Genomic DNA, 22522 nt, shown 5'->3' on the forward strand with positions numbered 1-22522 from the left:
GGGATCTCCGAGAGGCCGCACAACGCCTCCCGAGGTGGTGCTCCCGCACACGCTGGTGCGCAGAGCGACCGTCCGAGACGGTGGGGCGCTGCGGAATCGGCGTACGTCGTGCTTCGCCCGTACAGTAACTGCTGTGTGCGGCGTTTTCGGCGTCTGGGCCCCCGGTGAGGAAGTTTCGAAGCTCACCTACTTCGGCCTCTACTCCCTCCAGCACCGTGGACAGGAGTCTGCGGGCATAGCGGTGAGCAATGGCCGCCAGATCCTGGTCTACAAGGACATGGGCCTCGTGTCCCAGGTCTTCGACGAGACGACGCTCGACTCGCTCCAGGGCCACGTGGCGATCGGTCACTCGCGCTACTCGACGACCGGTGCCAGCACGTGGCAGAACGCCCAGCCGACGTTCCGGCCGTCCTCCGAGGGCTCCATCGCGCTCGGCCACAACGGCAACATCGTCAACACCCATGAGCTGCGCGACATGGTCGACCGGCTCCCCGGACCGGTCGACGAGCTCGACCTGCACCGCGGCGGCGCGCCGGTCGCCACCAACGACACCAGCCTGCTCACCGAGCTGCTCGCGCACCATCCGGACTGCACCATCGAGGAGCGGGCCGTCGAGGTGCTGCCCTCGGTGCGCGGAGCGTTCTGCCTGGTCTGGATGGACGAGGACACGTTGTACGCCGCCCGCGACCCGCAGGGCATCCGGCCGCTCGTCCTCGGCCGGCTCGACCGTGGCTGGGTGGTCGCGTCCGAGGACGCCGCCCTGGCGACGATCGGGGCGAGCGTCGTGCGCGAGGTCGAGCCCGGCGAGCTGATCGTCATCAACTCCGACGGCCTGCGCTCCCGGCGGTTCGCCGAGCCCGAGCGCAAGGGCTGTGTCTTCGAGTACGTCTACCTCGCCCGACCCGATGCCGACATCGCCGGCCGTGGCGTCCACGAGGCCCGGGTCGAGATGGGTCGCCAGCTGGCCCGCGAGTTCCCGGTCGACGCCGACCTCGTCATGCCGGTGCCCGAGTCGGGCACCCCCGCCGCCACCGGGTACGCCGAGGAGAGCGGCATCCCGTTCGGCCAGGGCTTCGTCAAGAACTCCTACGTCGGCCGCACCTTCATCCAGCCGTCGCAGACGCTGCGCCAGCTCGGCATCCGGCTCAAGCTCAACGCGCTCGAGCACATGATCCGGGGCAAGCGCATCGTCGTGGTCGACGACTCCATCGTGCGCGGCAACACGCAGCGGGCCCAGGTGCGGATGCTCCGCGAGGCCGGCGCGCTCGAGGTCCACGTCCGGATCTCCAGCCCGCCGGTGAAGTGGCCGTGCTTCTACGGCATCGACTTCGCGACCCGCGCCGAGCTCATCGCCAACGGGCTCGAGGTCGACGAGATCGCGTCCTCCATCGGTGCCGACTCCCTGGGCTACATCTCGCTCCAGGGCATGGTCGAGGCCACGCGCCAGCCGATGTCGTCGCTGTGCACCGCCTGCTTCACCGGCACCTACCCGGTCGAGCTGCCTGACGAGAGCCTGCTCGGCAAGCACCTCCTCGAGGTGTCGCTCCAGTCGCCGACCATGGGCAAGGCCCTGCCTGTGCTCAACAACCCCTGACCCGTCGTACTCCCTGATCGGAGCCCTGTCCGTGACCAACGCCTACGCCGCATCCGGTGTCGACATCGAGGCCGCCGACAAGGCGATCGACCTGATGAAGGAGTGGGTCGAGAAGGCCCGCCGGCCCGAGATGCTGGGCGGCCTGGGCGGGTTCGCCGGGCTCTTCGACGCCTCGGCGCTGCTCAGCTACAGGCGCCCCCTGCTCGCCACGTCCACCGACGGTGTCGGGACCAAGGTCGAGATCGCCCGCCGCATGGACGTGCACGACACCATCGGCTACGACCTGGTCGGCATGGTCGTCGACGACCTCGTCGTCTGCGGCGCGGAGCCGCTCTTCATGACCGACTACATCGCCACCGGCAAGGTCGTGCCCGAGAAGATCGCGGCCATCGTCAAGGGCATCGCCTCGGCGTGCGTCGACGCCGGCGCCGCGCTCATCGGTGGCGAGACCGCCGAGCACCCGGGTCTCCTGGCGCCCGACGAGTACGACGTCGCCGGCGCCACCACCGGCGTGGTCGAGGCCGACGACCTGCTCGGCGCCCACCTGGTCGCCGAGGGCGACGTCGTGATCGCGATGGCGTCCTCCGGACTGCACTCCAACGGCTACTCGCTGGTCCGCCACGTGCTGCTCCAGCAGGGCGGGCTCGACCTGACGGCGCACGTCGACGAGCTCGGCCGGACGCTGGGCGAGGAGCTGCTCGTCCCGACCCGCATCTACGCCAAGGCCTGCCTGCGGGTGGCCCGCGAGACCGGCACCCACGCGATGTCGCACGTCACCGGCGGCGGCCTCGCCGCCAACCTCGAGCGGGTCATGCCGAAGGAGCTGACGGCGACCGTCGAGCGTGGCACCTGGACGCCCGGGGCCGTCTTCTCGCTGGTCAAGGGCGTGGGTGACGTATCCCAGGCGGACCTCGAGGCCACCCTCAACCAGGGCGTCGGCATGGTCGCGCTGACCCCCGCCGCCGACGCCGACCGGACCATCGCGATCCTCGCCGAGTCGGGGATCCCCGCGTGGGTCGCGGGGTCGGTCGCGCGGGCCGGCGAGGGCGACGAGGGCCGCGTCCGGCTGGTCGGTCAGCACCCCGGCTGGTAGCCGTCAGGCGGCCCGACGGCGACGTTCGCAACCCGCGAACAGGTTTTCGACGTCCCGGTTCGCGGGAACGACCGGCGAACAGGTAGCGTTGGCCCCACGACAACTTTGTGAGACAGCCCGGGAGCCTCGGTGCCCCGGCCTAGTGCGAGGGGGCTGACCCTATGGGGCGCGGCCGTGCGAAAGCCAAGCAGACCAAGGTCGCCCGCGACCTGAAGTACCGTACTCACGAGACGGACCTCAGTGCGCTCGCGCGGGAGCTGCATGGCGGCTCCGACGACGACGAGCAGCCCGAGGACGTCGACGAGTGGTCGGACTACGCCGACCGCGACTCGCGCTAGTCGCTGACCTCCCTCGCGATCACGACGGCACCATGGGTGCCGTAGCCGGGCAGCCGCCCGCCGGTCGGCGTTCCGTCGAACCCGACCAGCAGCATGCCCTGTGACGTCGGCACGAGGGTCGGCCACGGCAGGTTCGTCGGGTACGGCGCCTCGAGGGTGCCGACCTGGCGAAGGTCCAGGTCGAACACCGGGTACGCCGCCCGGTGGGCGCGCCTGTTGTCGCGCCCGTCGCTCGCCACGACCCGCCACGCGGGCTCGCCGGCCGCGTCGGTCGACAGGCGCGCCAGCGTCGTGCCCTCGGTCGCCCGGCGGCCGCTGGCGGCGCCGCGCACCGCGAGGCGGTCGAGCGACGGACCGGTCGCGAGCACGGGGTGGAAGTCGAAGTAGCGGCGAGCGCTCACGAAGCCCACGAGCCACTGCTGCTCGCCGGTCGAGTCTGCCGGCACCCGCACCAGGTGCGGGTCCCACACGCCGACGCTGCGCAGACCCGTCGTGGGCAGGTGCAGCGGCTCGGTGTCGACGACGTGACGCCCGCTGAGCAGGTCGGCGGAGGTCCGGCCCAGCTCCACGTGGACGTGGTCCACCGCGGGGTCGACGAAGTCGCCCCACGTGCTGGTGGCGACGACCCACTCGTCGCCGTCGCGCAGGAGGTGGATCGCGTGGTCGCCGTAGACCTGCTCACCGCGGCGGAAGAACATGTCGCTGCGATGACTCAGTGCGAGCGTGGCGGGGTCCAGCTCCCACAGGCTGGCGTGGCCGGTGCCGAAGAACCCCGGTCCGGCGCTGGTGGCGGTGAGCAGGATCCGTCCGTCCGGCGAGTACGGCGCCCCGTCGGCCTTGCTGACGAGCCGGAGGTCGCGCAGGCCCAGCTGCCCGAAAGCGCCGGCGCGGACCCGGCCGACCTCGCCGCCAGCGCGCACCCGCAGGCCGGCGCACCACTGCGGGTCGGAGGTGTCCACGCGGTCGGTGAGGTCGAGCTTGGCCCGGGCGGTCCAGTCGGTCCCGCTGCGCGTGAAGACCGTGGCCTGCGGGCCCGTGACCGCCAGGGCGAGGGCGTCGACTGGCGTCCGTGATCGTCCGTGCCGTCGGCTGCGCACGACCTGCTCGTCGATCCGCAGGGTGGCGTGCCGGCCTGCGTCCAGCCGTGCGGAGATCGGCCCGGAGAGCGACTCCAGGGTGACCTCGGCGGTCCCGGAGGTCCCGGAGGTCTCGGCGACGACGGCGACGTAGGGCGCCGGCTGCGGCAGCACGCCGTCGCCCGGTCCCTCGAGCTCGAACCCGACGGCCCCGGGGGCCACCAGGTCCACCGGCCGGACCCGCACGACCTCCTCGAAACGTGGCAGACCCGTCACCTCACCGAGCCTATGCCCGGCGCAGTTCCGAACCGGAAAAGGCCCTCGTGGCACGTCCGCGTCACGCTTCTGTCGCAGAACCTTCATGTGCGAGTTTCGAAAACTGGCTCCTGCACTCTTCCACTAAGGCCCCGGATTGGTAGTGTCTGGACTGCAACAGGTGCAAGTTCCAGCTGGTCTGACGCCTACGGAGTACGTGATCCAACGGCGTTTCTGCTCTGTGCTCGACCGAGAGACAGCTCTCGCGAGGGACACCACAGGTCGGAGCGACGTATCACCGCATCTGATGTGTGGCCGCCGCAGTGGCGGCCACTCGCCCCGACTAAGGAGTAGAAGAGCACATGGCTCAGGGCACCGTTAAGTGGTTCAACGCTGAGAAGGGTTTCGGTTTCATCGCGCAGGAGAACGGCGGCGACGACGTCTTCGTTCACTACTCGGCGATCCAGACCAACGGCTACAAGTCCCTCGACGAGAACCAGAAGGTCGAGTTCGACGTCACCCAGGGCCCGAAGGGCCCGCAGGCGGAGAACGTCCGTCCGCTCTGATGACCAGCGCCGGCTGAGGCCGGCTCACGGTCCTACGAGGCCCCGTCCCGCGTCATGCGGGACGGGGCCTCTCCCGTGTGCGGACGCGCTCGGCGTACGCAGGTTGGGGTAAAGCCTTGGCGCGCAGGCCCGGAAACCCCGGATCGGCCTGAGTTTCGACCTAGGCTTGAACGGGTAGACATACCGCGCCGGGGGAGGTGGACGACGCGGAAGATCGGGAGGGCGACATGCACGATCAGTTCGACGTGTCGCTCGAGGACGCCGAATTGCTGCGCGAGGTCGAGCTGACGACCAACCTCATCATCGCGGCGAGCGAGTCCGACGAACGATTGAGCACAGAGGAGATCGACGAGATCCTCGGCGTCTCGCCGCTGCCCAGCCCGCGCACCGGCGACTGAGCGCCCCGCTCAGCAGGACGCGAACAGCACCGGGCCGGTCGAGAGGTCCGAGAGCACGTAGGTGCCTGCGACCGGGCGCAGCCGCATGGTGACGACGGACCCGTCGGCCGCGACCCGGCCGAGCCTGAACCGGTCGGCGAAGTCCCCGCCCTGACCCGGCGCCGGCCCGCTCGCGAGGGCAGCCCGGGCATCGGCGTTGTGGACGGCCTGGTCGTGGTTCTCGAAGCCGAGGGCGACGGTCACCTGCCGATCCGCGTCGGTCGCCATCGCGAAGGCCGTCAGGGGGTCGACCCCGCCCGCCTGGCGGATCAGCTCCTCGGCCTGCGCCTGGTCGACGTCGTCGGCCTGGCTCATCGCGAGGTGACCGCACACGTAGTCGCCGGAGTAGACGACCGCCGACACCGGCTCGCCGACGGCGTCGGCCACCTCGCCGACCCCGTCGTCGGGGGAGAAGCCGCCGCCGAGCACCTCGTCGAGGTACTCCGACGAGTCACTTGCGAACACCCGTCCGTCGTGGACCGCGATGTAGTTGAACTCGGGCGTGATCCCCAGCGTGGCCACGGCGTCGGTGCCGTCCCAGATCCCGCCCTTGCCCTCGGTGTAGCCGGTGCGCTCGAGCGCGCGGTCCAGACCGTCGGTGGACCGCGGCTCGACGACCACGACCGCGCCCGAGTCGGACTGGGCGAACAGCTCGGAGTCGGCGGTCGCGGGCGAGAAGCCCAAGTGGGACTGCAGCGCGTCGGCCGAGGTGACCATCGCGGAGGCGGAGGTCAGGTCGGCGTCGTAGCCCTTCGCGAGGAAGGCGTCGACAGCGGCGCCGGACGGGTGCTCGGCATCGCGCACGTGCACCGCCCGACGTACGCCGGCCCAGTCGGTCCAGGAGTAGCGCTGCACGTCGTCCGGGACCAGCGTGAGCGCCTGCGCGAGCGCGCCGCGGTGGGTGTGCCGCCACCAGACGACGCCCACCAGGCTTGCGGCGACGAGCACGAGGACCACCGCTGTCGCGAGCCCCGCCCGTCGCCACCGATTCACCATGAGCGCCTACCCTAAGCGCCATGCCCAGCGCCCGACCGGCATCTCGAACGGCACCTCGACCGGCACTGATCTCGGCCGCCGGCGCCGTGGTGCTCCGGCCCGGGCGCGACGTGCTCCTGGTGCACCGGCCGAAGTACGACGACTGGTCGTTCCCGAAGGGCAAGCTCGAGCGTGGCGAGCACGTGACCGCCGCCGCCGTCCGCGAGGTGCAGGAGGAGACCGGGCTCCGGGTCAGGCTCGGCCGGCCCCTGGCGAGCCAGACCTATCCGACCTCCAAGGGTCGCAAGACCGTTCGCTACTGGGTCGCCCGGACCGTCGACACCGATGACGTCAGCGGCTACGCCGCCAACGCCGAGATCGACGAGGTGGCCTGGCTGCCCGTCGACAAGGCCGCCCGGCTGCTGACCTATCCGCACGACCGGGACACGCTCGCGGAGGCGCTGGAGTACCCCAAGCGCACCGAGGCCCTCATCGTGCTGCGCCACGCCAACTCCCGCGCGCGCAGCTCGTGGCACGGCGAGGACCCGCTCCGCCCGCTGTTGATGACGGGGCACCGGCAGTCCGAGCGGCTCGCGCCCGTCCTCGCGGCCTACGACGTCCGGCGGGTCATGACGAGCAGCAGCACGCGCTGCGTCGACACCGTGGCGCCGTACGCCTCGACGGCCGGTATCGAGATGGAGCTGCTCGACCGGCTGAGCGAGGAGAGCTCCCGCCCCCGCAAGGTCCGCAAGCTGGTGACGGCCGCCGTCGACGTGCTCGAGGAGTTCGGCCCGACCGTCGTCTGCAGCCACCGCCCGGTGCTGCCGGAGGTCTTCGAGGCGCTCGGTCTCGAGGATCCGGGGCTGGAGAAGGGCGAGCTCCTGGTCGTCCACCTGCGCCGCGGCGAGATCGTCGCCGTGGAGCGGCACTAGCAGGCTCCGTCAAGCGCTGACGAGCCAGTTCACGTGATGTCCGCCTTGTGGGCCACGTCACGTCGCCAACCGGGCATGCCGAGTTCACGCCTCGTTCACCGACGACCCGGGGAGCGGTCACCTCGCGTCTCTACGTTGCGTGCGAGACAAGTTCGCAAACACAGGAGATTTCGAAGTGATCACCACTTCCATCCGCCGGGCGGTCGTGCCTGGCGTGGCCGCGCTGACGCTGGCCCTCTCGCTCGCCGCGTGCGGCGGCTCGGACAACGGCGACAGCGCGAGCGGCTCCGGCGCTGCCAAGGGCCTGAGCGGCACGGTTGCCGCCGGTGGCTCCTCGGCCCAGGAGAAGGCCCAGGAGGCCTGGCGCGCGGGCTTCGGCGCGGACAACCCCGACGTCACCATCACCTACGACCCGGTCGGCTCCGGCACGGGTCGCGACAACTTCTACTCCGGCGCCTACAAGTTCGCCGGCTCCGACTCCGCCATCTCCGCCGAGGACATGGCCAAGGCCAAGTCCGCGTGCGGCGGCAGCGACCCGATCGAGGTCCCGGTCTTCATCTCCCCGATCGACATCGCCTTCAACCTGCAGGGTGTCGACTCGCTGAAGCTCGACGCGACCACCGTCGCGAAGATCTTCAGCGGCACGATCAAGAAGTGGAACGACCCGGCCATCGCCCAGCAGAACCCGGACGTCCAGCTGCCGGCGACCGCTATCTCGCCGGTCCACCGCTCCGACTCCTCGGGCACGACCGACAACTTCACCGACTGGCTCCACCAGGCCGGCGGCGGCGCGTGGAAGACCGAGCACAGCAGCGACTGGCCGGTCCAGGTCGGCGAGGCCGCTGAGGGCACCTCCGGCGTCGTGGGCGCCATCCAGGACGGCCAGGGCACGATCGGTTACGCCGACGACAGCGCCGTGGCCAGCACCAAGCTCGGCAAGGTCTCCGTCAAGGTCGGGACCGACTACGTGGCCCCGTCCGCCGACGGTGCCGCCGCCGGGCTCGCCGCCTCGAAGGTCGCCGACGGCGCCGCCGCGTCGCAGCTCGTCTACTCGATCAACCGCACCGCGACCGACCCGTCGGTCTACCCGGTGTTCCTGGCGTCGTACTTCATCGCCTGCCCGACCTACGACGACAAGGCCACCGCCGACGTCGTCAAGGGCTTCGGCCAGTACATCGTGTCGTCCGCCGGTCAGAAGGCCGCCTCGGCGAACGCTCTCTCGGCCCCGCTCCCGAGCGACGTCGCCGACAAGGCCAAGGCGATCCTGGACAAGATCGCGGCCAAGTAGCAGCACCGCTGAGCCAGCGGCGGGACCTCGCGAGAGGTCCCGCCGCTGTGGCACAACAGAAGCCCAGCCAACCGGGGCAGGCACAGGAGAGCAGTGAGCACCACACCACCAGACCTGGAGACGGAAGAGCCGCTCATCCAGGGGCCCTACGCGGGCGTGAAGTTCGGTCGGGGAGACAAGGCCTTCTCGACCGTGGCCCTCGCGTCCGGCGTGACGATCCTCGTCACCCTCGCGGCCGTCTTCGTCTTCCTGTTCATCAAGGGCCTGCCCGGCTTCACCGCCGACCCCGAGATCTTCAAGCCGTCGTCCGACAGCTTCTGGGGGTACGTCGGCAGGCTGCTGTTCGGCACCACCTTCGCCGCGATCATCGCGCTCCTCATCGCGGTGCCGTTCTCCTTCGCGCTGGCGCTGTTCATCTCGCACTACGCGCCGCGCCGGATCGCGACCCCGGTGGCCTACGTCATCGACCTGCTGGCCGCCGTACCGTCGGTCGTCTTCGGCCTCTGGGGCGCCCGCACGCTCGCCGTGTCGTCGCAGCCGGTCCAGCGCTGGTTCGACCACAACCTCGGGTGGCTGCCCTTCTTCAAGGGCCCGGCCTCCGCGACCGGCCGCACGATCCTCATCGCGGGGGTCGTCCTCGCGATCATGTGCATCCCGATCATCACCGCGATCTGCCGCGAGGTCTTCAGCCAGACGCCGCGGCTCAACGAGGAGGCGGCCCTCGCGCTCGGCGCGACCCGCTGGGAGATGGTCCGCTACGCCGTCTTCCCGCACTCGCGCTCCGGCATGGTCGCCGCCGTCATGCTCGGCCTCGGTCGGGCCCTCGGCGAGACGATGGCCGTCTCGATGGTGATGTCGTCGACACCGATCATCACGCTCAACATGATCTCGTCGACCAACTCGGCCACCATCGCGTCCAACATCGCAGCCAACTACAAGGCCGAGGACAACCGCATCCAGACGGTGCTGCTGGCCACCGGCCTGGTGCTGTTCCTGTTCACCTTCCTGGTGAACTTCGTGGCGCGCTACGTCGCGGGCCGGGGCGAGAGGGGTCAGCGATGACGACCTTCGACACGATCGAGAGCGAGCGTCTCTACAGCGGTCGCCTGCCGGCGTACGCGCCCTACCTGGTGCTGCTGATCGCCTTCGCCGCGTCCGGGCTGCTGGCCCTCCTGCTGGGCTGGGGAATCGTCCCCTTCGTGATCGTCGGCGGCCTCATCGCCGTCGTCGGGATGCCGGCCTGGTCGGCCGTCGTCGAGAACCGGCGAGCGGCCACCGACCGGCTGGTCACCTCGGTGATCTGGGCAGCGTTCGCGGTCACCCTCGTGCCGCTGGTGTGGCTCATCTGGGTCGTGATCAGCAAGGGCGTCCCGGCGATCGACCTCTCGTTCCTCACCCACGACATGGTGCAGCGGCTCGACCCGGCGACCGGCAAGCTGGTGGCCGGCGGCGGCCTCGAGCACGCCCTGATCGGCACCCTGCTGGTCACGCTGGGCGCCGTCGTCATCTCGGTGCCGATCGGCCTTTTCACCGCCATCTACCTGGTGGAGTACGGCAAGCGGAACCGGATCGCCAAGGTCGTCACCTTCCTGGTGGACGTCATGACCGGCATCCCGTCGATCGTCGCCGGCCTCTTCGGACTGGCGCTGTTCACGCTGATCTTCGGCGTCGGCACGCGGATGGGCATCATGGGCTCCATCGCGCTGTCGCTGCTGATGATCCCGACGGTCGTCCGCTCCGGCGAGGAGATGATGCGGCTCGTGCCCGACGACCTGCGCGAGGCGTCGTACGCGCTGGGCGTGCCGAAGTGGCGCACGATCGTCAAGGTCGTCATCCCGACCGCGCTCGGCGGCATCGTCACCGGCATCATGCTCGCGATCTCGCGCGTCATCGGCGAGACGGCGCCGCTGCTGGTCGCGGTCGGTGCCGCGGAGGCGGTCAACAGCAACCTCTTCAGCGGCCGGATGATGACCCTGCCGGTGTTCATCATGACGCAGTACAGCACCGCGACGCCCCAGGGCTACGCCCGCGCATGGGGCGGCGCCCTGATCCTCATCGTCATCGTGATGGTGCTCAACCTCGCAGCACGCATCATCAGCAAGATCTTCGCCCCCAAGACCGGGCGCTGAAACAGGAGTACATGGCAGTGGCCAAGAGCATCGACGTCAGCGACGTCAACATCTACTACGGCGACTTCAAGGCCGTCGAGGGCGTCAACATGACGATCAAGGCGAAGGCCGTCACGGCCTTCATCGGGCCCTCCGGCTGCGGCAAGTCGACGTTCCTGCGCACGCTCAACCGGATGCACGAGGTGATCCCGGGCGCCCGCGTCGAGGGCAAGATCACCGTGTCCGGCCAGGACCTCTACGACCCGGCGGTCGACCCGGTCGAGGTCCGCCGCATGGTCGGCATGGTCTTCCAGCGGCCGAACCCGTTCCCGACGATGTCGATCTACGACAACGTCCTCGCGGGCAACAAGCTGAACGCCAAGAGGATGAAGAAGGCCGAGGCCGACGAGATCGTCGAGAAGTCGCTGCGCGGAGCGAACCTCTGGAACGAGGTCAAGGACCGCCTCGGCAAGCCCGGCATGGGCCTGTCCGGCGGCCAGCAGCAGCGGCTGTGCATCGCCCGCGCGATCGCCGTCGAGCCGCAGGTCCTCCTGATGGACGAGCCCTGCTCGGCGCTCGACCCGATCTCCACGGCGGCCATCGAGGACCTCATCCACGAGCTCAAGGACCGCTACACGATCGTCATCGTCACCCACAACATGCAGCAGGCGGCCCGTGTCTCCGACGACACCGGCTTCTTCAACCTCAAGGCCGCCGGCCAGCCGGGTCATCTGGTCGAGTTCAACCCGACCAAGAAGATGTTCACCAACCCGGACAGCGAGTCCACCGAGGCCTACATCTCCGGTCGCTTCGGCTGATCCGTCCTCCTGCTGGGTGGCCGACGAGCGGGCACGAACGGGGCGGTCCGTTCGAGCCGAGAGGTGTCGGACACCGGTCCGAACGGTCAGGTCAGCGACCGCGCGAGGGCCGTCGGTTGCGTCCTGGAGCCCGGCCTCCCCTAGATTGGGCCCGTTCGTCTCCGACTCCACAGGAGTTCCCCGTGCGTTTGCGCATCCGTCCGGTCGACACGACCTTCTACGACCTGTTCACCGAGTCGGCCGACCACCTGGTGACGGGCGTCGGCCTGCTGGCCGAGATGCTCGCCGACGGCAACGACGCCGAGGGCATCGCGCGTCGTATGCGCGAGGCCGAGCACCAGGCCGACGAGACCACCCACGCGATCGTGCGGCGGGTGAACTCGGTGTTCGTGACGCCGTTCGACCGCGAGGACATCTACTCGCTGGGCTCGGGGCTCGACGACATCATGGACCTGATGGACGAGGTCGTGGACATGATCCTCGTCTACGAGGTCAAGGTGCTCCCGGAGGCGCTCTCCGACCAGGTCCGGGTGCTGCAGCGCTGTGCCGAGCTGACCGCCGCGGCGATGCCGAACCTCCAGTCGATGAAGTCGCTCCAGGAGTACTGGATCGAGATCAACCGGCTCGAGAACGAGGGCGACCGCAACCACCGGCGCATCCTCGCGACGATCTTCTCCGGCGAGTTCAAGGCCGTCGAGGTGCTCAAGCTCAAGGACATCGTCGAGGCGCTCGAGGGCGCCATCGACGGGTTCGAGCGGGTCGCGAACACGATCGAGCAGATCGCGCTCAAGGAGTCCTGAGCCCCGACATGGAACTCGCCATCGTCATCACGGTGGTCGTCGTCGCCCTCGCGTTCGACTACACCAACGGCTTCCACGACGCGGCCAACGCGATCGCGACCTCGGTCTCCACGAGGGCGCTGACGCCTCGGATCGCGCTGACGCTGGCCGCGGTCATGAACTTCGTCGGCGCGCTGCTCGGACAGAAGGTCGCGCACACGGTCGCCGACACGCTCTCGATGCCGGGGGACGACTCGAAGCACCAGCTGATCATCATCCTGGCCGCCCTGTTCGGCGCGATCGCCTGGAACCTCATCACCTGGTACTTCGGCCTGCCATCGTCGTCCACGCACGCACTCATCGGCGCCCTGGTCGGCGCGGCGCTCGCCGCCGGCCCGGACCTGGCGTCGGTGCACTGGCACACGATCATCGACAAGGTCGTCATCCCGATGGTGCTCTCGCCCATCGTGGGATTCTGCCTCGCGTTCATCGTGATGCTCTCGATCATGTGGATCTTCCGCAACCGGCCCGGGGCGAAGGTGCACCGCGGGTTCCGCGCGATGCAGACCGTGTCGGCGTCGGCACTGGCGCTGGGCCACGGCCTGCAGGACGCCCAGAAGACGATGGGCGTCATCTTCCTGGCCCTCGTCGCGTCCGGGCACGCGCAGGCCAGCGACAGCCTGCCGCTGTGGGTCATCGTCTGCGCCGCCGGCGCGATCTCGCTCGGGACCTACTCGGGCGGGTGGCGCATCATGCGCACGCTGGGCCGCAAGATCATCCACCTCGACCCCGCCCGCGGGTTCTCCGCCGAGGCGACCGGCGCCCTGGTGCTCTACACGACCGCGTACGTCTGGCAGGCGCCGATCTCCACGACGCACACCATCACCAGCGCGATCATGGGCGCCGGCGCGACCAAGCGGTTCTCCGCGGTCCGCTGGGGGGTCGCGGGCAACATCGTCACCGCCTGGGTGCTGACCTTCCCGGCCGCCGGCCTCGCCGCCGCGGCGGCGTACGAGATCCTCAAGCCGATCTTCGGGATCTGACCGGCCCGGCCAGCCCGGCTGGCCGGGTCAGCCGGGTCAGCCCGCTCGGCGACGCCGCTGCGCCTCGATGAGGCTCTCCTGGAGGTCCACCGGGCCGTCGTTGCGGGTCCACGCCCCGCCGGCGTCGAGGACCCAGGCGTTGGTGGTCGGCTCGAAGGCGAGGTCGAAGAGGTCGCCGATCGCCCGGACGTGGTCCTCCAGCGGCAGCCGGACCAGCACCTCCACGCGGCGGTCGAGGTTGCGGTGCATCAGGTCGGCGGAGCCGATCCACGCCGTCGGCTCGCCGCCGTTCTCGAACCAGAACAGCCGCGAGTGCTCGAGGAAGCGGCCGAGCACCGACCGGACGGTGATCGTCTCGGACAGCCCGGGCACGCCGGGTCGCACCGCACAGATCCCGCGCACGAGCAGGTCGACCGGCACGCCCGCCTGCGAGGCGAGGTAGAGCGCGTCGATGACGGCCTCGTCGACGATCGAGTTGGCCTTGATCCGGATCCGGGCCGGCCGGCCGTTCCTGTGATGCTCGATCTCCTGGTGAAGCTGCTCGACGATGCCGGTGCGCACCGTGTCGGGTGCGACGAGCAGCTGCCCGTAGGAGGCGTCCCGTGACCAGCCGGAGAGGTTGTTGAACAGGTGCGCGACGTCCTCGCCGATCGCCTCGTTGGTCGTGATGAGCCCGTAGTCCTCGTAGAGGCGGGACGTCTTCGGGTTGTAGTTGCCGGTGCCGATGTGGGTGTAGCGGCGGATCCCGCCGCCGTACTCGCCCTCGTCGCGCACCACCATGGCCAGCTTGCAGTGGGTCTTGAGCCCGATCAGCCCGTAGACCACGTGGCAGCCGGCCTGCTCGAGCTTGCGGGCCCAGCGGATGTTGGCCTGCTCGTCGAAGCGGGCCTTGATCTCCACCAGCACCAGCACCTGCTTGCCGGACTCCGCGGCGTCGATGAGGGCGTCGATGATGGGGGAGTCGCCGGACGTGCGGTAGAGCGTCTGCTTGATCGCCAGCACGTGCGGGTCGGCGGCGGCCTGCTCGATGAAGCGCTGCACGGACGTGGCGAAGGAGTCGTAGGGGTGGTGGAGCAGGATGTCCCGCCGGCGCGATGCCTTGAACACGTCGACCGGAGCGGCCGACTCGACGTCGGCGAGCCGGTGGTGGGTCGTCGGCACGAACGCCGGGTACTTCAGCTCCTCGCGGTCGATGTCGGCGATCGCGTGCAGCCCGCGCAGGTCGAGCGGGCCGGGCAGGCGGAACACCTCCGCGGAGGAGATCCCGAGCTCGGAGACGAGCAGCTCGAGCACCGGGTCGGAGATCGACTCCTCGACCTCCAGCCGCACAGGAGGGCCGAACCGACGACGGAGCAGCTCCTTCTCGAGCGCGGCGAGGAGGTTCTCGGCGTCGTCCTCCTCGACCTCGACGTCCTCGTTGCGGGTCACCCGGAAGGTGTGCGACTCGAGGACCTCCATGCCCGGGAAGAGCCGCTTCAGGTGCTCTCCGATGATGTCCTCGAGCGGGACGAACCGGTCGTTGCCGACGGGCACGAACCGGGTGAGGTTCGGCGGCACCTTCACGCGCGCGAAGTGCTCCTTGCCGGTTCGCGGGTCGCGGATGAGGACGGCGAGGTTGAGCGACAGCCCGGAGATGTAGGGGAACGGGTGGGCGGGGTCGACGGCCAGCGGAGTGAGGATCGGGAAGACGCGGTCCTTGAAGAGCTTCTTGCAGTGCTTCTGCTCCGGCGCGGTCAGGTCGGCCCACCTGACCAGCTCGATCCCCTCCTTCCACAGGCCCGGCACGATCTGGTCGGAGAAGACGGCGGCGTGCCGCTCCGACAGCTCGCGGGTGGTCCGCCAGATCAGCTCGAGCACCTCGCGCGGCATCAGCCCTGAGGCGGCTCGGATGGCGAGCCCTGCCGCGATCCGGCGCTTGAGGCCGGCCACGCGGACCATGAAGAACTCGTCCAGGTTGGAGGTGAAGATCGCCAGGAAGCGGACCCGCTCGAGCAGCGGCAGCGACGGGTCCTCGGCCAGCTCCAGCACGCGCTGGTTGAAGTGCAGCCAGGACAGCTCGCGGTCGAGGAACCGGTCCTCGAACTTCTCGACGGCGGCCAGGGCGTCGTGGTCGGGCACGTAGGGCGGGTCGACGTCGAACGTCTCCACCGTCCCGAGGTCAGGGTCGGCCGTGGGCTCCAGCGTCATGCGCTCGAGTGTCCCACCTGCGGGTGAACAGGAGATGTCCCGCGGATCAGACCACCCCGTGGAATGGTCTTGTGACTCGCCGGTAGGTTCGAGCCCCGTGAGCCTGTTCCCGACGCGGTCCTCCGCCCGTTCCCTCCTCAGCTCGGCGGCCGCCGTCGCCGAGCGCCGCGTCTTCACCACGGCGCTCCGGCTCCCCCAGCAGGTGCAGCGGCGGCTCGCCGGGAAGCCGGTGGTGGTGGACGGACAGCCCCTGGCCACCGACACCCAGCTGATGCTCAGGCTCGCCAAGGTGGCCGGACCGGCGGTCGAGTCGCTGCCGATCCCGCAGGGGCGCACGGTCCTGCTCCACCAGTCGCGGATGGCCGGCGGCGAGCAGCCCATCAGCATGGTGCGGATGCTGTCGGCGGCCGGGCACCGGGCGCGGCTCTACACGCCGGGCTCCGCCCCGCACGGGCCGGGTCCGCTGCTGGTCTTCTTCCACGGCGGCGGCTTCGTCTACGGCGACCTGGACTCCCACGACGCCTCGGTCCGCTTCCTCGCCGAGCAGTCGGGCGTCCGGGTCCTGGCCGTCGAGTACCGGCTGGCGCCCGAGGCACCGTTCCCGGCCGCCTACGACGACGCGCTCGAGATCTTCCGCTGGGTCCTCGACCACGCCGCCGAGGTGTCGGCGGAGCCGGGCCGGATCGGCGTCGGCGGCGACTCCGCCGGTGGCAACCTGGCAGCCGGGGTGGCGCTCGAGGTCACCGAGGCGTGCGCGTTCCAGCTGCTCATCTACCCGGTGACGCAGTTCGACGAGGAGACCGAGAGCCGGCGCCGGTTCCGCACCGGCTACTACCTCACCTCGGACTTCATCGACGTCGCCGGGACGGCGTACGTGCCGGCCGGGACCGACCCGAGGGACCCGCGGCTGTCGCCGCTCTACGCGGAGGTGCCGAGCGGTGTCGCGCCGGCCTTCGTCGCGACCGCCGGCTTCGACCCGCTCCGCGACGAGGGCGAGGCCTACGCCGGCAAGCTGGCGGCCGCCGGTGTCGAGGTCGAGGCCTGGCGGTACGCCGACCAGATCCACGGCTTCTTCAACGTGCTCGCCGCCCGGACGTCCCGGGCCGCGGTCCTCGACCTCGCCGACGCGCTCAGGAAGGGTCTGCGCGCCTGACCGACGTCAGCGTCGGGCGACCTCGGGCCGCCAGCGCAGCAGCTCGCGGGTGAGCGCCTCGGCGTCGACCTGCTTGCCGTCGAGGACGACCGGTGCCGCGCCCGGGCGCGACAGCTCGACCCGCCAGCGCCGCTGGCCGGGCCGGCCGATGATTCGCAGAGCGGTGTCGCGGTCGTAGAGGTCGAAGGACTCCGACCGGCCGCCCTGCCGGACGTCGAGCACGCCGTCGTCGGTGACGGTGACGTCGCCGGCGCCCCCGGCGGCGCCGAAGGAGCGGACGTCGACCTGACGGGTCGGCTGGGCGGGCTCGGGCTCGGCGGCCGCCCCGGGCTCGCCGGCCCGCCGGGACTCGACCCGGGCCCACTCGTTGCGGAGCCAGGCCTGCTGCGTCTCGCCGGCACCCGGCGGCGGTGCGCCGTCGTCGACCTGGACCGGCTCGAAGGCGGACGGGACGACCGGGATGGAGCCGGTCTCGTCCAGGGCGCGCGCGGCCTCCCGGTCGAGCGCGCTGTGCGTCGCCGCGGCCTCCTGGAGCGTCGCGAGGCTCCGCTTGGACCCCTTCTCGCGCAGCGCGTTCGTCACGGCGCCGCGGAGGGCGACCAGCTCGGCGGCCAGGTCGGCGAGCCGGCGCTCGGCGGCGAGCCGCTCCTGCAGGGCGGTCTCGACGAGCTCGGTGTTGTGCCGGATGGAGGACTCCACGGCCTGACGATCGATCGCCCGCTGGGCGGCGGCCTCCTCGGCCTCGGCCCGGAGCCGGTGCGCCTCGGCCGTCTCGGCCCGCGCCGCGTCGAGCTGCGCGAGCAGCTCCTGGGTGCGCCGCTCCGCCTCCTCCCGCAGCTGCTCGGACTCGCGGGTCCGCTCCGCCTGGCTCTTCGCGGCCTGCTCGGCGGCGTCGCGGGCGGCCTGGGCGAGGATCGCCGCCTCCTCGGCCTCGAGGCGCGCGTTCAACGCTTCCATCACCTTGCCGGCGGCCTTGTGGGCGTCTGCCAGGGCGGCGGCGCGCGACTCGTGGGCCTGCTCGGCCGTCTCGTGCGCGACGCGCGCGGCCTCGGCCTGCTCCTCGACCTGCTTCAGCGCGGCCTGGGCGGCCTCGGCCGACTGCTGGGCGAGCAGTGCCTGCTTCTGGGCGGCCGCCTCGGCCTCCCCGCGCAGCACGTGCGCGGACTTGGCCGTCGCGGCCGCCGTACGCGCCATCGCCTCGGCGCGCGTCCTGAGGTCGTGCGCCGCGTGCGCGGCGTTCGCCTGCTTGCGGGCCTCCTCCTCGGCCTCCTGGCGAGCCGTGGCGCTCTCGTGTGCGCTGCGCTCTGCCGCGATCCGAGCGGCGTTGGCCTCGGCGGCCGCGTGCTCGGCGTTCTGGCGCAGCTCCTGCGCGCGCTGCACCTCCTCAGCGCGCTCGCGGGCGACCCGCTCGGCGACCTCCCGGTCGGCGTGTGCCTGGGCCGCGAGGTCGGCGTGCCGCTGGGCGCCCTCCTCGGCGCGCAGCCTGGCCTCGTGGGCCGCGGCGGCGTCATCGGCGCGTGCCGACGCCGCCTGCTCGGCAGCCAGCCTCGCCTCGTGCGCGCCCAGGGTCTCGGCCAGCCGGGCGGCGGTCTTCTCCTCCAGCTCCGCACGGGTGGTGGCGTGCTCGGTGACGAGCCGGTCCGCCTCCTCGCGGGCGGCGCCGGACGCGGCCAGCGCCTCCTCGCGTTCGGCGGTGGCGCGGGCGATGGCCGTCTCTCGCTCCGCGACCGCGCGGGCCACGGCGTCCTCGCGCTCGGTCGCGGCAGCGGCCGCGGCCGACTCGGCGCGGCTGCGAGCCTCGTTGGCGGCTGCGGCCGATGCGGCGAGCGCCGCGGCCGACTCCTCGGCGGAGACGCGCGCCTGGTGGGCGGCCGCTGCGGCATCCGCGTGCTCGCGCAGCCGCTGCTCGGACTCGGCGGCCTGGGCCTGGAGCTGTTCGGCGACCTGGGCCTGGGTGGCGGCGAGGGCCTGCTCGGCGGCGAGCCGCGCCTCGTGGGCGGCGGCCGCCTCCTCGGCCTTCGCTCGCGCCGTCGACTCCGCGTCGTGGCGGGCCTCGTGGGCGGTGGTCGCGGCCTCGAGGTGCTGGGCCGCCAGCTGCTCGAGGTGGGCGCGGATCTCGGTGTGCTCGGCAACCCGCCGGTCGGCGTCGGCGTGCGCCGCGGACGAGCTCGCGGCCGCCGCCTCGGCGATCCGGCGAGCCCGGTCCAGCCCCTCCTCGGCCTGGGTCCGTGCGGTCGCCATCGCGTGCTCGGCCTCGGCCCGCGCGGCGGCGATGGTTGCATCGGCCTCGGTCTTGGCGGCGGTGACCGTCTCCAACGTCTCGGCGCGTACGGCGGCCAGGGCCTCCTCGGTCTGCGCGCGCCCGGTCGACACCGACTCCTCGGCGTCGTGGCGGGCGGCCCAGATGGCCTCGTCGGCCTGGGCGCGTGCGGCGGCGAGGGTCTCCTCGGTCTGCCGCCGTGCCTCCTCGACGAGGGCACGGGCCTGCTCGTGGGCGGCTGCGATGGCCTCCTCCGCCTGGCGGCGCGCCTCCGCCAGCTCCGCGTCGGCCTTCTCGCGTGCCTCGGCGAGGGCCTGCTCGGCGGCGGTCCGCGCCTCGTGGGCGGCGGCAGCCTCGGCGGCGCGCTCCGCCGCTGCCTGCTCCGCGGCCACTCGGGCCTCGTGGGCGGCGGCCGTGGCCTCGGCCTGCTCGCGCAGCCGGTCCTCGGCCTGCGCCGCGTGTGCCCGCAGCCGCTCCTCGGCCTCGGTCTGCGCCGCGGCGAGGGACTCCTCGGCCTCCTGGCGGGCCTGGTGGGCGCCGGCGGCCTCGATCGCCCGCTCCGCGGCCTCGGCCTCCGCCTCCTTGCGGGCCTGCTGCCCGGCCGATGCGACCCCGGCGAGAGCCCGGGCGGCGTCCTCGGCGCGGGCCCGCGCTGCGGTCAGCTCGTCGAGCTGCGCCTGCAGCTCGGCCTCCCGGCGCTCGGCCTGCTCGACCGCGTCCGCATGCCGGCGTGCGGCCTCCTCGGTGGCCGTCGCCTGGGCCGCCGCGCGCTCCTCCGCCTGCTGCCGCGCGCTCTGCGCGGCCTCGGCCGCCTCCTGCGCCTCGGCGTGGCGGCGAGCCGCCTCCTCGACGGCCGCCTCGGCCGCCACGCGTGCCTCGTGCGCCGCCGCGGCGGCGGTGGCGTGCTCGTGGGCCGCCCGGTCGGACTCCTCGGCGATCCGGCGGGCGGTGGCGGCTGCCTCCTCGGCGGCGAGCCGCTCGGCCGCCTGGGCCGCCGCCGCCTGCTCGGCGAGGGCGCGCAGCCGCGCCGCCGCCTCGGCCGCGAGCGTCTGGTCGCGGGCGCGGGCCTCGAGGTCGGCGAGGGTCTGCGCCGACGGCCCGGACGGCACAGCCGGGGGCTGCTGGTCCGGACGCTTCGGGGGTACGCCTGAGGGGGACGCCGCCGGCTGCTGCGCCGGCGTGCTCGCGTCGGGGCCCGAGCGGCGGAACCACCGGCGGTCGGACGGGTTCTGGGGCTGGTCCATGTCCGGGCGATCCTAACGGCCGGCCCGGCGGACCGCGCTCGTTCCCGGCACGGCGGGGCGCCGCATCAGTAGACGATGGCCTGGACGCCCTCGCCGAGGATCTCCTCGGCGAAGACGGCCGCGCCCTTGATGGCGGCTCCGTCGACCAGGTCCGCGTCGCTCAGCCCCCTGCGCAGCGCGCACTGGCTGCACACGGTCACCGACCCGGAGGCCAGCACCAGGGCGAGCAGGTCGCTCACGGGGGTCGCGTGCTCGAGGTCGAGCGACGCCCGGCCCGGTACGGCGAACCAGCTCGCCTCCCCGGTCAGCCACAGGCTCACCCGCGCCCCCGCTGCGGCCGCCGACGCGGCGACGGTGAAGGCCTGGTTGGCCCGCTCGGGCTCCTCGGCACCAGCAGTGCACTTCACGACAAGGGTCCGCACGGGCCGAAACACTAGACTTGCCGACCGTGGCTTTCGAGATCCCCGAGAATCTGCACCCCGACTGCGGCCCCGTGGCCTGGCTGCTCGGCACCTGGCGGGGCAACGGCCACGGCGACTACCCGACGATCGACGGGTTCCAGTTCGGGCAGGAGCTGATCTTCACCCACGACGGTCGCCCGTTCTTCCACTACTTCTCGCGCGCCTGGATCGTCGACGAGAACGGTGAGTTCGTCCGCAACGCCGCCCTGGAGACCGGGTTCCTGCGCTGCAAGCCCGGCGACAACCAGGGCGAGGCCAGGGTCGAGCTGGTGCTCTCGCACAACACCGGCTTCGTCGAGATCTGGTACGGCGACGCCGCCGGCGGCAAGCTCGAGATCGCGACCGACGCGGTCGCGCGCACCGAGACCGCCAAGGAGTACGTCGGCGGCAAGCGCCTCTACGGCAACGTCGAGGGCGACCTCCTCTACGCGTTCGACATGGCCGCGATGGGCCAGGCGCTCCAGCCCCACCTGTGGGCGCGACTGCAGCGGGCATGACCCCGATGGCCGCCGAGGACAGCGAGCGGATCGAGGGCGACTGGCGGGAGCGCCTGCGTGCACAGGGCTACCGGCTCACCCCGCAGCGCGAGCTCATCCTCGCCGCGGTCGAGCGGCTGGAGCACGCCACGCCCGACGAGATCTTCGCGGAGGTCTCCGCCCAGTCGACGGCCATCAACATCTCGACGGTCTACCGGACCCTGGAGGTCCTCGAGGAGCTCGGGCTGGTCCGGCACCTCCACCTGTCCGATCGCGCCCCGACCTACCACTCGGTCCACGGCGGCCCTGCCCACTTCCACCTGTCGTGCCGGAATTGCGGGCAGGTGATCTCGGTTGGGGAGGAGAGAGCCGCCGAGTTCGTCGGGCGGCTGCGCGCGGAGGCAGGGTTCGAGGCCGACGTGGCGCATCTGACGATCTTCGGCGTGCACGTGCCGCACTGCCCGCAACCCGGTTCGGAGGAGCCCCATGGCCACGACGACTAGCCCACTCCTGAGCCTGCCCGGCGCCGTCGCTGCCGACGGTGTCGACGCGCCCGTCGCGGCCCACTACGGCTCCTTCAACAACGAGCAGCGCCTGCTCGCGTCGGGCGAGGGCTTCGTCGACCTCTCGCACCGCGACGTCGTCGTCATCGCCGGCCCCGACCGGCTGACCTGGCTGCACTCGCTGACCTCGCAGGCGTTCGAGGGCCTCGAGCCCGGCGTCTGGACGGCCGCGCTCGTGCTCTCGCCGCAGGGGCACGTCGAGCACTTCTTCGCGGGCGTCGACGACGGCACCGCGTTCACCGCCTGGACCGAGCCCGGGTACGGCGAGCCGCTGGTCGCCTACCTGGACAAGATGAAGTTCTGGTCGGACGTGACCGTCTCGCTCGCCGCCGACCTGGCCGTCGCCTGGCGGCCCTCCGGCTACCTGTTCGTACCGCGCGACCAGCTCGCCACCTTCGCCGAGGCCGCGGGGCCCGCGGCCGGGCTGTGGGCGTTCGACGCGCTCCGCATCGAGCGGGGGGAGCCGCGGTTCGGCATCGACACCGACCACCGGACGATCCCCAACGAGGTCGGCTGGCTCCCGGCCGAGCAGGGTTTCCTGCCCGCCGTACACCTCGACAAGGGCTGCTACCGCGGCCAGGAGACGGTCGCTCGCGTCCACACGCTGGGCCGACCGCCCCGCCGGCTGACGCTGCTCCACCTGGACGGCTCAGAGAACCGGCTGCCCGCCGTCGGGTCGCCCCTCCTGCACGGCGAACGCGAGGTCGGCGTCATCGGATCCTCCGCCCGCCACTTCGAGCTCGGCCCCATCGCGCTCGGGCTCGTCAAGCGCAACGTCCCCGTAGACGCCGAGCTCACCGTCGACGGCATGCCGGCCGCCCAGGAGGTCATCGTCGACCCCGAGGTCGGGCTGCACGTGCGGCCGCTGCGCTGAGT

21 protein-coding genes are annotated in these 22522 nt (G+C 71.8%); 16 read left to right on the forward strand and 5 right to left on the reverse strand.

Features of this window, described 5'->3' with window-relative positions; all coding sequences use genetic code 11:
* The first annotated feature begins 133 nt into the window (after window positions 1-133).
* The 3 genes from purF (at window position 134) to QDS12_RS04080 (ending at window position 3025) form a co-directional block, all read left to right on the forward strand.
* On the forward strand, window positions 134-1594 hold the full coding sequence (gene purF, locus QDS12_RS04070; protein ID WP_279877120.1) for an amidophosphoribosyltransferase: 1461 nt from the start codon (window positions 134-136) through the stop codon (window positions 1592-1594).
* Window positions 1595-1619: 25 nt separating this feature from the next.
* Window positions 1620-2687, forward strand: coding sequence for a phosphoribosylformylglycinamidine cyclo-ligase (gene purM / locus QDS12_RS04075; RefSeq protein ID WP_279878456.1), 1068 nt, complete (start codon window positions 1620-1622; stop codon window positions 2685-2687).
* Between the two features lie 161 nt (window positions 2688-2848).
* Window positions 2849-3025 carry a DUF3073 domain-containing protein gene (locus QDS12_RS04080; RefSeq protein ID WP_279877121.1) on the forward strand — a complete coding sequence of 59 codons (177 nt, stop codon included), beginning with the start codon at window positions 2849-2851 and terminating at the stop codon, window positions 3023-3025.
* Here QDS12_RS04080 and QDS12_RS04085 read toward each other — a convergent pair.
* Window positions 3022-4377 (reverse strand): hypothetical protein, encoded by a 1356-nt coding sequence (locus QDS12_RS04085; protein ID WP_279877122.1) that lies wholly within the window; start codon window positions 4375-4377, stop codon window positions 3022-3024. The two genes, QDS12_RS04080 and QDS12_RS04085, sit on opposite strands and share 4 nt — an antisense overlap.
* Before the next feature lie 341 nt (window positions 4378-4718).
* Between QDS12_RS04085 and QDS12_RS04090 the strand changes: the two genes are divergently transcribed.
* A complete protein-coding gene (locus tag QDS12_RS04090; RefSeq protein ID WP_114776160.1) occupies window positions 4719-4922 on the forward strand; it encodes a cold-shock protein in 204 nt (67 codons plus the stop codon).
* A gap of 227 nt (window positions 4923-5149) precedes the next feature.
* Window positions 5150-5320, forward strand: a complete 171-nt coding sequence (locus QDS12_RS04095; protein ID WP_279877125.1) for a hypothetical protein — start codon at window positions 5150-5152, stop codon at window positions 5318-5320.
* A gap of 9 nt (window positions 5321-5329) precedes the next feature.
* Here the strand turns inward: QDS12_RS04095 and QDS12_RS04100 are convergent, their stop codons facing one another.
* On the reverse strand, window positions 5330-6355 hold the full coding sequence (locus QDS12_RS04100; protein ID WP_279877126.1) for a hypothetical protein: 1026 nt from the start codon (window positions 6353-6355) through the stop codon (window positions 5330-5332).
* 20 nt (window positions 6356-6375) lie between these two features.
* Here QDS12_RS04100 and QDS12_RS04105 point away from each other — a divergent pair, with 20 nt between their 5' ends.
* The 7 genes from QDS12_RS04105 (at window position 6376) to QDS12_RS04135 (ending at window position 13302) form a co-directional block, all read left to right on the forward strand.
* Window positions 6376-7266, forward strand: coding sequence for an NUDIX hydrolase (locus QDS12_RS04105; RefSeq protein WP_279877128.1), 891 nt, complete (start codon window positions 6376-6378; stop codon window positions 7264-7266).
* A gap of 175 nt (window positions 7267-7441) precedes the next feature.
* A complete protein-coding gene (gene pstS / locus QDS12_RS04110) occupies window positions 7442-8554 on the forward strand; it encodes a phosphate ABC transporter substrate-binding protein PstS (protein WP_279877129.1) in 1113 nt (370 codons plus the stop codon).
* A gap of 93 nt (window positions 8555-8647) precedes the next feature.
* Window positions 8648-9616 (forward strand): phosphate ABC transporter permease subunit PstC, encoded by a 969-nt coding sequence (gene pstC, locus QDS12_RS04115; protein ID WP_279877130.1) that lies wholly within the window; start codon window positions 8648-8650, stop codon window positions 9614-9616.
* The gene (pstA, locus tag QDS12_RS04120) at window positions 9613-10683 is read left to right on the forward strand and encodes a phosphate ABC transporter permease PstA (protein WP_279877131.1); all 1071 of its coding nucleotides are present in this window, start codon (window positions 9613-9615) and stop codon (window positions 10681-10683) included. Before pstC ends, pstA begins: the two co-directional genes overlap by 4 nt.
* A 17-nt stretch (window positions 10684-10700) precedes the next feature.
* Window positions 10701-11480, forward strand: a complete 780-nt coding sequence (pstB, locus tag QDS12_RS04125) for a phosphate ABC transporter ATP-binding protein PstB (RefSeq protein ID WP_279878458.1) — start codon at window positions 10701-10703, stop codon at window positions 11478-11480.
* Window positions 11481-11662: 182 nt separating this feature from the next.
* On the forward strand, window positions 11663-12280 hold the full coding sequence (locus tag QDS12_RS04130; protein WP_279877132.1) for a DUF47 family protein: 618 nt from the start codon (window positions 11663-11665) through the stop codon (window positions 12278-12280).
* An 8-nt stretch (window positions 12281-12288) separates the two neighbouring features.
* Entirely contained in the window at window positions 12289-13302 is a 1014-nt protein-coding gene (locus QDS12_RS04135) for an inorganic phosphate transporter (protein WP_279877133.1), read from the forward strand.
* Between the two features lie 36 nt (window positions 13303-13338).
* Here QDS12_RS04135 and QDS12_RS04140 read toward each other — a convergent pair whose 3' ends face one another.
* Window positions 13339-15489 (reverse strand): RNA degradosome polyphosphate kinase, encoded by a 2151-nt coding sequence (locus QDS12_RS04140; protein ID WP_279877135.1) that lies wholly within the window; start codon window positions 15487-15489, stop codon window positions 13339-13341.
* Between the two features lie 97 nt (window positions 15490-15586).
* Between QDS12_RS04140 and QDS12_RS04145 the strand changes: the two genes are divergently transcribed.
* Window positions 15587-16642, forward strand: coding sequence for an alpha/beta hydrolase (locus QDS12_RS04145; protein WP_279877137.1), 1056 nt, complete (start codon window positions 15587-15589; stop codon window positions 16640-16642).
* Window positions 16643-16648: 6 nt separating this feature from the next.
* Here the strand turns inward: QDS12_RS04145 and QDS12_RS04150 are convergent, their stop codons facing one another.
* Both QDS12_RS04150 and QDS12_RS04155 read right to left on the reverse strand, forming a co-directional pair.
* Window positions 16649-20146 carry a hypothetical protein gene (locus tag QDS12_RS04150; RefSeq protein WP_279877138.1) on the reverse strand — a complete coding sequence of 1166 codons (3498 nt, stop codon included), beginning with the start codon at window positions 20144-20146 and terminating at the stop codon, window positions 16649-16651.
* A gap of 65 nt (window positions 20147-20211) precedes the next feature.
* Window positions 20212-20568, reverse strand: coding sequence for a DsrE family protein (locus tag QDS12_RS04155; RefSeq protein ID WP_279877140.1), 357 nt, complete (start codon window positions 20566-20568; stop codon window positions 20212-20214).
* A gap of 26 nt (window positions 20569-20594) precedes the next feature.
* Between QDS12_RS04155 and QDS12_RS04160 the strand changes: the two genes are divergently transcribed.
* The 3 genes from QDS12_RS04160 to QDS12_RS04170 are packed head-to-tail and all read left to right on the forward strand — an operon-like array spanning window position 20595 to window position 22520.
* Complete coding sequence (locus tag QDS12_RS04160; protein ID WP_279877142.1) at window positions 20595-21104, forward strand: FABP family protein; 510 nt, start codon at window positions 20595-20597, stop codon at window positions 21102-21104.
* On the forward strand, window positions 21101-21586 hold the full coding sequence (locus tag QDS12_RS04165) for a Fur family transcriptional regulator (protein ID WP_279877143.1): 486 nt from the start codon (window positions 21101-21103) through the stop codon (window positions 21584-21586). The genes QDS12_RS04160 and QDS12_RS04165 overlap by 4 nt, the downstream gene beginning before the upstream one ends.
* Window positions 21570-22520 (forward strand): folate-binding protein, encoded by a 951-nt coding sequence (locus tag QDS12_RS04170; RefSeq protein WP_279877146.1) that lies wholly within the window; start codon window positions 21570-21572, stop codon window positions 22518-22520. The genes QDS12_RS04165 and QDS12_RS04170 overlap by 17 nt, the downstream gene beginning before the upstream one ends.
* Window positions 22521-22522: the final 2 nt, after the last annotated feature.

It is taken from the genome of Nocardioides sp. CER19 (genome assembly GCF_029846275.1).
GTDB lineage: Bacteria > Actinomycetota > Actinomycetes > Propionibacteriales > Nocardioidaceae > Nocardioides.